Annotated in this window: 15 protein-coding genes; 11 read left to right on the top strand and 4 right to left on the bottom strand. The window is 64.6% G+C overall.

What is annotated here, in order from left to right:
• Positions 1–45: 45 nt before the first annotated feature.
• The gene (locus ATN37_RS15305) at positions 46–441 is read right to left on the bottom strand and encodes an ankyrin repeat domain-containing protein (protein WP_003945404.1); all 396 of its coding nucleotides are present in this window, start codon (positions 439–441) and stop codon (positions 46–48) included.
• Positions 442–511: 70 nt separating this feature from the next.
• Between ATN37_RS15305 and ATN37_RS15300 the strand changes: the two genes are divergently transcribed.
• The 6 genes from ATN37_RS15300 (at position 512) to ATN37_RS15275 (ending at position 6,680) form a co-directional block, all read left to right on the top strand.
• Positions 512–1,618, top strand: coding sequence for a septum formation family protein (locus tag ATN37_RS15300; RefSeq protein ID WP_003945397.1), 1,107 nt, complete (start codon positions 512–514; stop codon positions 1,616–1,618).
• 3 nt (positions 1,619–1,621) lie between these two features.
• Positions 1,622–1,972, top strand: a complete 351-nt coding sequence (locus ATN37_RS15295) for a metallopeptidase family protein (RefSeq protein WP_007736028.1) — start codon at positions 1,622–1,624, stop codon at positions 1,970–1,972.
• Between the two features lie 133 nt (positions 1,973–2,105).
• Positions 2,106–2,405 (top strand): PE domain-containing protein, encoded by a 300-nt coding sequence (locus tag ATN37_RS15290; RefSeq protein WP_063315263.1) that lies wholly within the window; start codon positions 2,106–2,108, stop codon positions 2,403–2,405.
• 60 nt (positions 2,406–2,465) lie between these two features.
• The gene (locus ATN37_RS15285) at positions 2,466–3,719 is read left to right on the top strand and encodes a PPE domain-containing protein (RefSeq protein ID WP_218695358.1); all 1,254 of its coding nucleotides are present in this window, start codon (positions 2,466–2,468) and stop codon (positions 3,717–3,719) included.
• Positions 3,719–4,537: an ESX secretion-associated protein EspG gene (locus tag ATN37_RS15280; RefSeq protein WP_218695357.1), complete on the top strand. Its 819-nt coding sequence runs from the start codon at positions 3,719–3,721 to the stop codon at positions 4,535–4,537. Before ATN37_RS15285 ends, ATN37_RS15280 begins: the two co-directional genes overlap by 1 nt.
• 40 nt (positions 4,538–4,577) lie before the next feature.
• Entirely contained in the window at positions 4,578–6,680 is a 2,103-nt protein-coding gene (locus ATN37_RS15275) for an acyltransferase family protein (protein ID WP_218695356.1), read from the top strand.
• A 9-nt stretch (positions 6,681–6,689) separates the two neighbouring features.
• Here ATN37_RS15275 and ATN37_RS15270 read toward each other — a convergent pair whose 3' ends face one another.
• From ATN37_RS15270 to ATN37_RS15260, 3 genes are read right to left on the bottom strand one after another with little or no spacing between them, the layout of a single operon-like run.
• Positions 6,690–7,358 (bottom strand): histidine phosphatase family protein, encoded by a 669-nt coding sequence (locus tag ATN37_RS15270; protein ID WP_042453186.1) that lies wholly within the window; start codon positions 7,356–7,358, stop codon positions 6,690–6,692.
• Positions 7,355–8,269 carry a prephenate dehydratase gene (pheA, locus tag ATN37_RS15265; protein WP_007736017.1) on the bottom strand — a complete coding sequence of 305 codons (915 nt, stop codon included), beginning with the start codon at positions 8,267–8,269 and terminating at the stop codon, positions 7,355–7,357. The genes ATN37_RS15270 and pheA overlap by 4 nt, the downstream gene beginning before the upstream one ends.
• 31 nt (positions 8,270–8,300) lie before the next feature.
• Entirely contained in the window at positions 8,301–8,939 is a 639-nt protein-coding gene (locus ATN37_RS15260) for a hypothetical protein (RefSeq protein WP_003945395.1), read from the bottom strand.
• A 139-nt stretch (positions 8,940–9,078) separates the two neighbouring features.
• Here ATN37_RS15260 and ATN37_RS15255 point away from each other — a divergent pair, with 139 nt between their 5' ends.
• The 5 genes from ATN37_RS15255 to ATN37_RS15235 all read left to right on the top strand — a co-directional run bounded on the left by ATN37_RS15255 (position 9,079) and on the right by ATN37_RS15235 (position 13,239).
• On the top strand, positions 9,079–9,858 hold the full coding sequence (locus tag ATN37_RS15255) for a DUF2470 domain-containing protein (protein ID WP_003945406.1): 780 nt from the start codon (positions 9,079–9,081) through the stop codon (positions 9,856–9,858).
• A 10-nt stretch (positions 9,859–9,868) separates the two neighbouring features.
• Positions 9,869–10,690 (top strand): CPBP family intramembrane glutamic endopeptidase, encoded by an 822-nt coding sequence (locus ATN37_RS15250; RefSeq protein ID WP_058038062.1) that lies wholly within the window; start codon positions 9,869–9,871, stop codon positions 10,688–10,690.
• 160 nt (positions 10,691–10,850) lie between these two features.
• Positions 10,851–12,086: an LCP family protein gene (locus ATN37_RS15245; RefSeq protein WP_007736010.1), complete on the top strand. Its 1,236-nt coding sequence runs from the start codon at positions 10,851–10,853 to the stop codon at positions 12,084–12,086.
• A 99-nt stretch (positions 12,087–12,185) separates the two neighbouring features.
• Positions 12,186–12,656: a hypothetical protein gene (locus tag ATN37_RS15240; RefSeq protein WP_042453189.1), complete on the top strand. Its 471-nt coding sequence runs from the start codon at positions 12,186–12,188 to the stop codon at positions 12,654–12,656.
• 37 nt (positions 12,657–12,693) lie between these two features.
• A complete protein-coding gene (locus tag ATN37_RS15235; protein WP_003944176.1) occupies positions 12,694–13,239 on the top strand; it encodes a ferritin in 546 nt (181 codons plus the stop codon).
• Positions 13,240–13,248: the final 9 nt, after the last annotated feature.

The following is a 13,248-nucleotide window of genomic DNA, read 5'->3' as shown; positions in this document are numbered from 1 at the left end:
CACTGCAGCTCTCCGACGGTCACGTCCACGTCGGAGAGGGAGAGATCACGATTCGAGCAGACTCAGGTAGTCCTCGCGTCCGAACATCCGAGCCGCGTCGACCGCCGTCGGGTGTCCACCTTTCGGGTCGGCTCCCCCGCTCACCAGCGCTTTCACCACCGCATCCTCGCCCTTGAAGACCGCCCCGGCAAGGGGCGTCTGGTTCTTGTCGTTGGGTCGGTTGACGTCGGCACCGCGCTCGATCAGTGCAACGACGGCGTCAGCGTGACCGTGGTACGCCGCCAACATGACGAGCGTGTCGCCACTCTCGTTGGTCAGATTGACGGGAACTCCGGCATCGACGTACGACGCCAGCCCGGCTGCGTCACCGGTTCGTGCCATGTCGAAGAGCCGGCCCGCCAGCTCGACAGCCTCGGGATCGAGTGGGGTGTTTTCGCTCATGACTACAAAATACTCACAGACGCGATTGTGAGTTTTGTAGTGAAGGTTCGATATCGCCACGGCAACAGGCATGATGGAATCGATGTCCGAAGACAAGATCGAGAAGTCGCCAGATCCGGCCGATCCCCAGGGGACGCCGGCGAAGAAAACTGTCTCCGCGAGTCGCACCCGTCGGGTCCTGGCTGCTGTGGCGGTAGGTGCGGTGGTCGCCGCGATCGCAACGATCGCGATTTCCGGTGGATTGAACAAGGACGACTCGTCCTCGGTCAGTGTCAGTGGCGGCGGTCCCGCAGCGACGGGATCGACTCGCGACGACGCCTTCACCGCGGCTGCGGCCGGCGACTGTCTCAACTGGACGCCTGCGACCGAGTCGGGCGGGGACCGCACGGACATGTCGAAGGTTCAGTGCGGAACTGAACACCGCTTCGAGGTTGCCGGACCACTCGACCTCTCGGTGTTCCCCGGCGCCGAGTTCGGCCCCGGTTCCCGGTACCCGGGCGCCCTTCGGTTCGCCGAACTCCGCGACGAGCACTGCACACCCATCGTCATGTCCTACCTCGATTCGAAATTCGATCCCAAGGGCAAGTTCAGCGTCGGCTTGATGTTCCCGAGTGAATCGGGTTGGGCTTCGGGTGAACGCGCACTGCGTTGCGGGTTGCAGTTCTCGACCACGACCGGCGAGCTACAACCGTTCGTAGGCCGCGTGGCGGACCAGGACCAGTCGAACGTGTGGGACGTCGGCACGTGCATCGGCATCAACCAGAACCTCCCGACCGATCCGGTCGATTGCGCGAAACCGCATGCATACGAGGTTATTTCGGTGATAGACCTCGGCACTCAATTCCCGGGCGCAATGCCGTCGGTCGAAGATCAGGACCGCTATCTCGAGGGCGTCTGCACTCAGGCGTCCAACGAGTACCTTGGTTCCGCAGACGCGCTTCGCGACAAGACGCTGACACTGTTCTGGGACAACATTTCACTGGAAAGCTGGTTGGCCGGCAGCCGCCGAGTCAATTGTTCGATCGGCAAAGAGGTCGAAACCGGCGGGTTTGCCGCGATCACCGGAAGCGCCAAGGGCGACATCCTGATCAACGGCGCCGCTCCGGTCCCGCCACCCGCTGCACCGGAAGGTCGGTCGTTGCCGACGCCGTTGCCCGGCGCAGCTCCGCCGTCGTAAGCCATGACGGTGACTATGACGCCCGACCGGTTCGAGGAACTGGTCGGCGAGGCGCTCGATCTGATTCCGCCCGAACTTGCCAAGGCAATCGACAATGTCGTGGTGCTTGTCGAAGCACGTGACGAGGAAGAACCGGGGCTGCTCGGTTTGTATCAGGGCGTCGCTCTGACCGAGCGGGATTCTCATTACGGTGGGTACCTGCCGGACACGGTCACTATTTTCCGCGATTCGATACTCGACATCTGCGCATCCGAGGACGAGGTTGTTCACGAGGTCGCCGTGACCGTCATCCACGAGATCGCGCACTACTTCGGCATCGAAGAAGACAGATTGCACGAACTCGGCTGGGGCTGAGGGCAAAGTCGTCCGATTTCGGGGGAACCAAAAGCGGGCGGTATGCATCAAAGTATGTGCGGGGGGATATCGACGGCTGTGCGCACGGCCTCCCGACCACTTATCCGCCCTGGTCAGGAAGGAGTTCGGCACTATGCACGTCGACCCTCAAGCCCTAGTTGCCGCCGCACTGGAACTCGAGTCTGCGGCGACGCGATTGCGCGGAATCGTCTCTACTGCGCAGCCGACGCTACGCGTTCTCCCGGCCGGATCCGAGGAAGTGTCCGGTAGCGCGGCAAATTACTTCAACACCATCTCGGGCAGCCTTGCCTCGTCCACCGATCGGGCAATCGAGGAGCTCACCGCGGCTGCGGCAGCTCTGCGCAAGAATGCAGCTGCCTACGAGCTCGAAGACCAGCTCACCAAGTCCAGCCTGGCAGCCGCACCGATCTGATCGACAGAAATCGAGCTCGGTAACTCGGCAACACAGTCACACTTCCTGGGGGGAAGAACAATGGTCGGCATCACCGGCGTCATCTGGTATCCACGGGGCGCAGCACCCAACTCCGCAGCACTGGTCGCCGGAGCCGGGCCGGTCCCTCTCGGCGTGGCGGCCGGGGCCTGGTCCACCGTGTCGTCCGGACTGACCGACACCGCTGCGTCCATCTCCCGCGTGATGGCGGACCTTCGCACCGGGTGGTCCGGAGAAGCCGCGGATGCCGCGTTGAGCAAGTTCGCGCCGTTTCAGGAATGGGCTGCTGCTGCCGCGTTGCTCGCGGGAGAAACTGCAGGTAAAGCCCAGGTGCAGTCCGGTTCGTACACGGTTGCCACCCTCGCCATGCCGTCCCTGGCCGAGATTGCAGCAGTTCAAGCGGCCAAGGTCGCCGCGTATTCCATCGGCGGGGCGCTGGTAGGCGGAGCCGCTGCCGCCGAGGCTGCCGAAGAAGCTCTCAAAATTCGAGCGGCGGTGACAATGGAAACGTACGACGCCGCAACGGCCCATCTGGCCGTGCAGCAGAACTTCGACTCACCACCGTCCATCGCGGAACCCACAGCTGGGGCATCCGCTTCGGCCGAAAGCCCAGGCAGCGCCGCACGACAGTCCGTCGTGCAAGCGGCATCCACGCTCGCTGACGCAATCGCGGATCCCGTGCGCGCCGCCACCGCTGCTGTCGCATCCGTAGTTTCCAACCCGGTATTTGCCGCCGCTGCCTCACAAGCCGGTGCCATCTCCGGTGGAGTTGCCACCGCAGCCAGCGCCACCACCACCGCAGTCACAGGCGCCACCACTGCCGCATCAGCTCTCGCGACGGCAGGAGCAAGACTCACCGGACTGGGCGGCGCGGGACTCGGCGGCGCAAGACTCGGCGCTTCCACACCATCACTGTTCGGCACCCCTTCGGCAAGCCGGGCACCGGCACAGGTCAGCGCAGCTTCCGCGACTACCGGAGCCGGAGCAATCGCGGGCTCGTCGTCGAGCAGCAGCACCGGTCGGCACGCTCTTCCTGATCCCTCCACCGGCCAGAGCGCCACACGCCAGAACCCCGTGACCTCGCCGGTTCAGGGCACCGCGGATACCGTCAAGGTGGATCCGGCCCGAACCGCAGGCGGATCTGCGCCGATCGCCGGCGGCCGTCATGCGGCCCAATCTGAAGACGAGACCGAGCACGACACACCCGATTACCTGAAGCACTTCGAGCACTTCGCCGACGGCCGAACAGTCATCCCGTCCGTGATCGGTGGCGCACTCGAAACTGCAGAGCATTGATGGTGGACCTCGGCACCTCACCTGAGGGGTGTAATTTACCTGTCGTCGCCCTGTCACAGGACGAAATCGACTATGTACGTGAGCGACTCGGACTCGATGCGCTTCCGGTAGTTCTCGGTGGCGCGACGGTTCACGGCAGTGCGAGCGCTCACCGTACGGCGATGCAGTCCGCGGCAGATTCACTCTCCGAGCGCGATCTCCTCCCCAGCGGGGAGATCCATCACGACCTCAGCGCCCGCCTGCGCGTCCTGACCCACCCCAAATGGGAGTTGGCGCTGCGTCGGCATGTCGGCGGAAGCATTTCACGCCTCTGCGTCGCGCAGGGCGAGTTCCTTTGTGTCGAAGCGACTTCAACTGATTCTTCGTTCGCATTGCGCAGCGTCACCGCCGAACCGACTGCACCCGTTGTCACCGCGCTCGGCAGCGCCGAAGCAATGCCGATTGCCGTGATCAACGCACCGACCGAGATGCTCAGCCTGGCATTCGGCGCCGGCCCGGATGCAGGCAGCGTAACCTCGGCCTTGATCAACGCCGGAATACCCGAAGACGACGCGCGCCAACTGGGTAGCGCAATCGTCACATGCACCGCCTTCGCCGAATTGGTCGGAATACCACACAGTTTGGGAGCGACGACGCTCATGACCGGCGCAGTGACTGTGTACGACACCTTGTCGGGTCGGCTGGTCGGTTCGACCACTCGGGCCGCCGACGGCACCGAATGGACGTCCATCAGTTCCGGAACATCCCATCGCCTCCGACAAGCCGTGAACGCTCTGGTAACGGAACTCGAGGAATCGGCGCCGGAGACTTCCGGGTAACCTCGGGGCGTCCCTTCAACGCCCGGAGCCTTACTTCAGCATGCAGTTCTCGCGTCAACCGTCGTCACCGGGCGAACAAGGCTCGGTCGCCACGATCGACCGGCCGAACGATGAACGGGCAACAACACCGCACCGACAAGACCTGAACGGACTGCGTGGCCTCGCCATCGGTTTGGTGGTCGTGTTCCACGTGTGGTTCGGACGGGTATCGGGCGGGGTGGACGTCTTCCTGGTTCTGTCCGGATACTTCTTCGTCGGCTCACTGGTTCGACGCGCCGAAGCCGGGGGTTCACTCAACCCGGTCCCGGCACTGCGGCGGGTGTTTCTGCGGCTGTTCCCCCTGATCGCGGTGGTCAGCATTTTGACCGCACTGGGGACCGCGTTGCTGCTGCCACGCACACGCTGGGCCGATCTGGGCGATCAACTGATCGCGGTGCTCGGGTTCTTCCAGAACTGGCAGCTCGCCAGCACCGCAAGCGACTACCTGGCCGCCGACGGCTCGGTCACTCCCCTGCAGCACCTGTGGTCGATGGCCGTACAAGGTCAGTTCTATCTCCTGGCCATCGCACTGGTCTCCGTGATCGCTTATGTCGCTTCACGCGTGAATCCCAACTATTTCCGCCCGTCACTCGCGGTCACCCTTCTGGTTCTGACCGCAGGATCTTTTCTCTACGCACTCGCCAAATCTTCGCGTCACCAAGCCTGGGCGTACTACGACTCCGGCGCCAGGTTGTGGGAATTGACCCTCGGTGGTCTGCTGGCCGTTCTGATGACCAGCACACGCAGTCGGCAGATCGCATCCCTGCCGTTCTCGGTCAGAGCGACGATCGGCTGGGCGGGTCTTTCGTCGATCCTGTTGTGCGGCATAGTGCTCGACGGCGCCCAGCAGTTCCCCGGCCCGTGGGCGCTGGTGCCGGTGCTGGCCACTCTTGCGCTGATCCTGTCCGGAGTCGGCGACGACACGCCTTGGACGTCGAAGGCGCTCGCCCATCCGGCACTGACGTGGCTCGGCTCGTTCGCATTCGCGCTGTACCTGATTCACTGGCCGATTCTGGTGTTTGCACTCGTGATCACCGGACGCCCCGAAGCCGGCCTGCTCGGCGGGGCACTGATCATCGCCCTCTCCGTCGCCGGGGCGCTTGCACTCCGACGCCTGATCGAGGTTCCGGTGGAACGTGGAGGCCGCTCGCGCCGGTACACCGTCCTGGCATGCGTCGTCACCGCTGCCGTGGTCCTCGCCGCTTCGGTCGCCTGGCAGTCGTACGCGAGCAGCCAGACGACGGGCCAGCGGGCGGTCGACACCCTCGACCTCCCGACCCATCCCGGCGCACTCGCGCTCACCGACGGTGCCGAAGTACCCAAGGCGTCGATGGTTCCCTCGATCTTCGATGCGCCACTGGACCTTCCGGCCAGTACGCTCGACGGCTGTATCGCCGATTTTCTCGAGCGGGACGTCGTCCACTGCACCTACGGCGAGGCCGACGCCGACAGAACCATCGCCCTCGCAGGTGGTTCGCACTCCGAGCACTGGCTCACTGCGCTCGACGAACTCGGCAAGAGTCACGGGTTCCGCGTCGACACGTATCTGAAGATGGGCTGCCCGCTCACCATCGACTCCATGCAGACGTTGTCGGACAACGACTATCCGGATTGCGTCGACTGGTCGCGTGGAGTGCTGACCGAGTTGGCCGACGCCTCACCCGATTTCGTGTTCACGACGGCAACCAGGCCGAGTTCCGACGGCCCTGGCGACGTGACGCCCGAGTCTTACGTACACGTGTGGGAGGAACTGGAGCGCGACGGTATCGACGTACTCGCCATCCGCGATACCCCCTGGCTGCACCACGACGGCGTCGCCTACCGCGCGATCGACTGTCTGGCGACAACCACGTCACCCGATCACTGCGCGATGCCACGGTCCGAAATGCTCAGCGACGTCAATCCGGCGCTGTCGGCAATCGGCGATCTGACCAACGTCCGTCTACTCGACCTCAGCGACGGCGTGTGCGGACCGGAGCTGTGCCGCGTCGTGGAGGGAAATGTGTTGGTGTATCACGATTCCCACCACCTGACAGCCAGCTACGTGAGAACGCTGTCCGCTGAACTAGGGCGCCAACTGAGCGTCCAGACCGGTTGGTGGTGACGCCGGCCGTCAGCCCATCACATCGTCGGCACCGGGGATGAGTCGGTGCTCGAACGGCGGGTTGACGGTTCCCCAGCGCAGGCACTCCCAACCGCCGTCGACCGAAGGCAACAGTTCGACAGTCTCGGTGTTGGCCAAGTGGTTGTTGGCTGCGAACAGACCGGGGACACCGGCAAGCTGGGCTGCGACAAGACGGATCGCTGCACCATGACTGACCACGACGATGTCGCCGCCGTCTCGGGAGCCTTCGAGAAATTCTTCGCGCAGCGCATTGACGACGGGGACGTATCGCTCCAGGACGTCGTATCCCGTTTCACCACCGGGGATGCGAGCGCCGAGGTTGCCGGTGTGCCAGTGATGGAACGTCTCCATGAACAGTCGGTGCGCGGCCTCGTCGGTACGATCTTCGAGGTCACCGGCCTGCACCTCGTGCAATCCGTCCCGCACATCCAGGGAGACACCGGCGGCCTGCTCCACGAAACCTGCGGTCTGCCGGGCACGCAAAGCCAAGGACGATACGAGCGCCAGAGGAGGCGCCGAAGCCAGTCCGATGCCCAAAGTCTCGGCCTGTGCCAACCCTTCCGGCGTGAGCTTTGCTCCGGGTAGTGCGGTGTCGAGACGTTTGGCGACATTCGCCTCCGTCTGACCGTGCCGAACGAGGATAAGCCTTCCGGTCATCGTTCTCCCCCTCCATGCTTGAGTTCGTCGATCCACCGAATCGCTTCTTCGTCCGAAGGAGGTTGTGGCCCGGTCGAATTCGCTGTCGCCCACGACCCCAGGAAGCGGACTCCGGATTTACGATGCAGCGCACGCATCGCCTCGGCCACCAGCGAGTCCTCGACGTGTCCGACGCAGTCCACGAAGAACCGGTACGTGCCCAATTCCGTTCGCATCGGCCGTGATTCGATCCGAGTCAGATCGATACCGCGAGCGGCGAATTCGGAGAGTGCACGCACCAGGGAGCCGGGCGCGTTGTCGAGGTGAAGCACCAGCGCGGTGCGATCGGCACCGGTCCGCGCCGGAACCGGGGCCGGCTTGGTGACCAACACGAAACGTGTGCGGGCGCCGCCTACATCGGCGACGTTGTCCGCCAGGCTCTCGAGTCCGAGCATCTGACCGGCCAAAGCCGTGGACACACCGGCGTCGACGGTTCCGGCCTGCACATCCAGGGCCGCACCGGCGTTGGACGAGGCCAACACCACCTCGGCCTGGGGCAGGTTCTCGGCGATCCATCCGCGGACCTGCGCGCCCGCATGCGGGTACGCGCCGATCGTTCGGACCTGATCGGCGGTGGTCCCGGCCCGAACCAGGATGGAGAAACTCACGTCCAGATCGGTTTCGGCGACGATCTGCAGCGGCGAACCGAGAGCGAGTGAATCGAGCGTCGGAGCTACGCCGCCTTCCACCGAGTTCTCGAAGGGAACCACGGCTCCGTCCACGGAACCGTCGCGAACCATGTCGAGAGTCGCCGGCGGACTGCCTGCCGGTACTCGCTCGACGGTTTCGCCGAACGCGCCCTCAGCCTCCAACTGGGCGAGAGCTATCTCCGTGAAGGTTCCCGACGGACCGAAATACGCGATTCTTGGCACGCCTAAAAGATTACGCACCGACCCACGCCGGTCACTGCAAACCCGCGGCACGCAAAGCCGTTTCCACTGCAGGCAGATCCGCGACCTCGATCGTGAGCAGCACCTCACGCATGGCCGACGCGGCTTCGGGGATCAGCGCGGCAAGTTTTTCCGGCTTCGGATCGACCATCGCGGCGCGCACGTCGTCGCCGCGCAGTGCAGCGACGGTGCCACACAGCAGGGCGATCACCTCGTCGCCGTCGGCCGCGCGGGCTACGAAACCGACGGACTCGTGCGCGAGTACCGCCAGGAAATCAGCCACTTCGGTGGGCGTAAGACCGGCGGCGAGTCCGGGGATCCGGCCACCTTCGCACAGACGCAGCGCCGCTTCAGCGGGTGTCAGATCCTCTTCGCCGCCGTCGACGTACACAGCGAGCGGAGCGGGCAGGCGCAGTGCGATCGCGTCGTCGATCTGGTCGGTGGTGACGTCGACGTCGAAACGGACGGCCTCGTACGACGCTTCCGTGTCCGCACGCAGTTCTTCCGGATCGATATCGAGACGGACGACAACCCGGCCTGCTGCTTCGCCGCCGATCAGAGCCGACGCCGGAACAACCGGGAGAAAGAGTGCTTCGAGGAGTCCGCGCGAGTTTCTCGGGGCTGGCAGCCCGAGTGAGAGAGGAATGGCCACAGACAAACCGTAACCCCGGCGCAGGCGGCGGATTCCACGCGAGTTGCGCAAAAGTCTTGCGATTCACACCGAAGCGCCTTAGGTTAGGGTTACCTCATCATCCGATGGAGTTCGAGAGAACACCCGCCAAGGGGGCAGCATGGCAACGAAGACCAGCACCGGCCCGTCCACCGCCGAACGCGTCCGCAGCGCCTGTGTGCGCGCACAAGACGCAGTTCTCGCCATCGAAGGCAGCGATCCCACCGTCACGTCGGTGCATCACCTGCGTTCGAACGGTGACGTCGTCGTTGCAGTCCCACATGCCTCCGCAGCTGCGGCCCTGGCCTGGAACTCCGGCGGCGGCGGCCTGCCTGCCGTCCTCGAGATCACCGATCACGCACCACTGCGGCTGCGTGAGCCCGTACGCTCCCTCGTGTGGCTTCGCGGCTCGTTGCACGCCGTGCCCGACTACGAGGCACGCGTTCTCGCCGACGACGTCGCATCCGAACATCCACACCCGGGGCTCCTCGACATCGGCCACACCTCGGTCCTCCTTCGCTTGAGCCTGGCCTCGGCTGTAGTCGCTGATTCAACGGGGGCAGAACCCGTCGCCGTGGACGAACTGCTGAACGCCAGCCCCGATCCCTTCTGGGAAATGGAGACCGCATGGCTGCAGCATCTCGACGAAGACCACCGCGACCTCGTGGACCTGCTCGTGCGCAAGCTTCCCCCGTACATGCGCACCGGACGCGTTCGCCCACTCGGCATCGACCGCTACGGACTTCGCCTGCGGGTCGAGGATCACACCGGTGACCGCGACGTGTGGATGCCGTTCGCCAACCCCGTCGACGACGCTCCCGCGCTGAGCCGCGCCATCCGCATGCTGGTCGGGTGCCCTTTCCTCAACGGCCTCCGATCGGGCGGCGCATCAAACGGCTAGCGTTGCGCGGGTGAATGCCCGCGAAACCGTCCGCACCTGGTTACGGCCGCCGACTCCCGTCCCGGCCGGCCCGGCCCTCGATCCGGCCGCCAGACGCGGAGTCTGGATCGAGATCACGATCGTCCTGCTGGTCACCTTCGGACTCAGCGGATTGTCCGGGATCCTCTCGCTCGCCGAATCCTTGGCGACGCCGGTTGCGCTCTCGGATCAGACGGTTGCACTCAACCCGTCGCGGGCCGCCATCGACTGGATCGACCTGGCGCGCCAATTGCTGGGCGTCGCAAAGCTTCTCGCGTGGGCAGCGCTGGGACTCTATCTACTGTGGCGTTCGGGGGTCGGTCCACGTGCTGCGGGACTGACCCCCAAGCCTCGATTCGGGCGCGACATAGCACCGGGATTCGGCCTCGCCGCTGTGATCGGTCTCCCCGGTCTGCTGTTCTATCTCGTGGCTCAGGCACTGAGCATCAACCTCACCGTCCAGGCCAGTGCGCTCGACGATCACTGGTGGCGGGTGCCGATCCTCGTACTGTCCGCGATCGCGAACTCCGGTGCCGAAGAGGTGCTGGTCGTCGCCTACCTGATCACTCGCCTCCGAACGCTGGGTTGGAGCGAGAACAAATCACTGCTCGCGTCGTCACTCCTGCGCGGCAGTTACCACCTCTATCAGGGGTTCGGTGGCGGCGTCGGAAACGTGATCATGGGGCTCGTGTTCGGCCGGTACTGGCAGCGCACCGGGAAACTCTGGCCGCTGGTCATCGCCCACGCTCTCATCGACATGGTGGCGTTCATCGGTTACGCCCTCCTGCGCGATCACGTCTCCTGGCTGCCGTGACCGGTACCGTGAACTGGTGACCGGCGACTCCGAATATCCTCAGCGCCCTCCGCGGCGCCAGCCGCCAGGGCCACCTCCGCGTGGACCGATGCCTCCGAGGCAGAACCCTCCACGCCAGAATCCACCCCGTCAGGGCCCACCCCCGCAGCGGCGTCCACCGATGCCGCCGGAAGGGCCGACGGTCATTCGCCGCGACGGACGCCCGCAGCAGCAGAATCCGGCCAATCAGGCCTGGTCACAGGTCCCACCACAAGCGCCGCAGCAGCCCAGGCGTGAGGACTGGGCGCCGACCCAGCGCCCGCAACCGTTTCAGGACGACCCGCGCAGGCAGGGTCCGCCGCGTCAGGATCCGCAGCGCCAGGCGAAGTACGCGCCCGCACCGCCGCGCCGTACCCCGCCGAACGCCCCGCCGCGCCCTCCAGAACCTCCGAAGCAGCGACGCCCCCGCAAGCGTCGTAGCTGGGGTAAACGTATCGGCATCACGTTGTTGGTCTTGCTGCTCGCGCTGGCCGGCGCGATCTACTACGTCGACAGTTCGCTCAATCGAATCGACGCGCTGCCCGACTACGCGGGACGCGTCGCCGATACTCCGGGCACGAACTGGCTGATCGTCGGCTCCGACAGTCGTGAGGGGCTCACCCCCGAGCAGGAGCAAGCCCTTGCGACGGGCGGTGACACCGGCCCCAAGCGCACTGACACGGTCATCTTGGTCCACGTCCCCAAAAGTGGGAAGACGACCATGGTCAGCATCCCTCGCGATTCGTACGTTCCGATTCCCGGCTACGGGTCGGACAAGATCAACGCCGCCTTCGCCTTCGGTGGCGCTCCATTGCTGGTGCAGACCGTCGAAGAGGCAACGGGGCTTCGCATCGACCACTACGCCGAGATCGGATTCAGCGGGTTCGCCGGCATCGTCGACGCCGTCGGTGGCGTCAACGTGTGCCTGGCACAGCCGATCGACGATCCGCTGGCCGGGATCAACCTCCCCGCCGGATGCCAGGACTTGAAGGGTTCGGATGCACTCGGGTTCGTGCGAACTCGCGCGACGGCGCTCGCCGACCTCGACCGCATGAACAACCAGCGCCAGTTCATGTCGGCGTTGCTGTCGAAGGCGACGAGTCCGACCACGTTCCTCAATCCGTTCCGGTTGTGGCCACTCGTCTCCGATACCGCCAAATCTCTACAGGTCGACGAAGGCGATCACATCTGGAATCTGGCCTCACTCGCCTGGGCGCTTCGCGGCGGGATGACCACCACGACGGTTCCGGTCGCCGGTTTCGAGGACGTGGACGGTTCGGGCAACGTGTTGTTGTGGGACAAGGCGCGCGCTTCGCAGTTCTTCGACGCCCTGGCCAACGATCAGCAGATTCCACAGGATCTGATCACCACGGGGTAATCGCCCTGAGTTCCGGTAGTACCGCGGGAGGACAAGCCCGGCGAACAAATCGCTTTCCGGCAGGACGCGGAATCGGCGGCCGAAAAATACCGTGAAGGTATGAACACAACACACCGCCGATTCCGCACTCTCGCCGTCGTTGCCGCCGCCGTCGGAGCTGCTGCACTCGTGACGTCCTGCTCCGGAACCTTCGAGAAGTTCGACGACTCCAAGGCGTACAAGAAAACCGAAACCTTCTCTTTTGCACAAGCATCCAACGGAATCGACACACTGCCGAGTTGGGTTCCCGCCGGCGCAACGGGTATCGACGAGGTCATCCGCACCACCGGCAACGAACGCATCCTGCGAATGACTGCGAACATCGCGGAGATAGATCACAACAGCTGCATCGCACGACCCACCGTCGAAACTCGTCCCGCATCGTTGTCCGCACAGTGGTGGCCGACGGGGGTCGAGAAGGGCAGTTCTTTTCAGTGCGGCGATTGGTACGTCGGCGAAAAGGACTCGTTCGTCTACGGGTACCGACCGGAAACTGTGGGCTTCGTCATCGATCAGCTCGACAAGAAGTAGCTCCCTCTCAGCGGCGACGACCCAGTAACCTGTTGGGATGACACAGGCGAAGAACTCGAGCGAATTCACCACTCTGCTGCGTCAGCAGATCCGTAACGAGTTCACTGCATCGCAGCAGTACATCGCGGTAGCGGTGTACTTCGATGCACACGATCTTCCGCAGATGGCCGCGCGCTTCTACAGCCAGGCCACCGAGGAACGCGGTCACGCGATGATGATGATCCAGTACCTGCTCGACAACGACCTCGACGTGGACGTTCCGGGCATCGACGACGTCGTGACGAAGTTCGACAGTGTCCGGGCTCCGGTCGAGTTGGCACTCGAGCAGGAGAAGACGGTCACGGAGCAGATCACGCAGCTGGCACGCACCGCGCGCGATACCGGCGACTACCTGGGCGAGCAGTTCATGCAGTGGTTCCTCAAGGAACAGGTCGAGGAAGTGGCAAGCATGACAACACTTCTCACCATCGTCGACCGCGCCGGCGACAACCTGTTCCACCTCGAAACATTTGTCGCACGCGAGATGAACACCCCGGCCGCTGCCGACGCAATGGCGCCGACGCCCGCCGGCGGCGGCGTCTGAGGGCCACCG

The sequence above is a fragment of the Rhodococcus sp. MH15 genome, from assembly GCF_019266045.1.
In the GTDB taxonomy this organism is placed as follows: domain Bacteria; phylum Actinomycetota; class Actinomycetes; order Mycobacteriales; family Mycobacteriaceae; genus Rhodococcus_F; species Rhodococcus_F qingshengii.
This window is presented reverse-complemented; position numbering and strand designations above follow the sequence as displayed.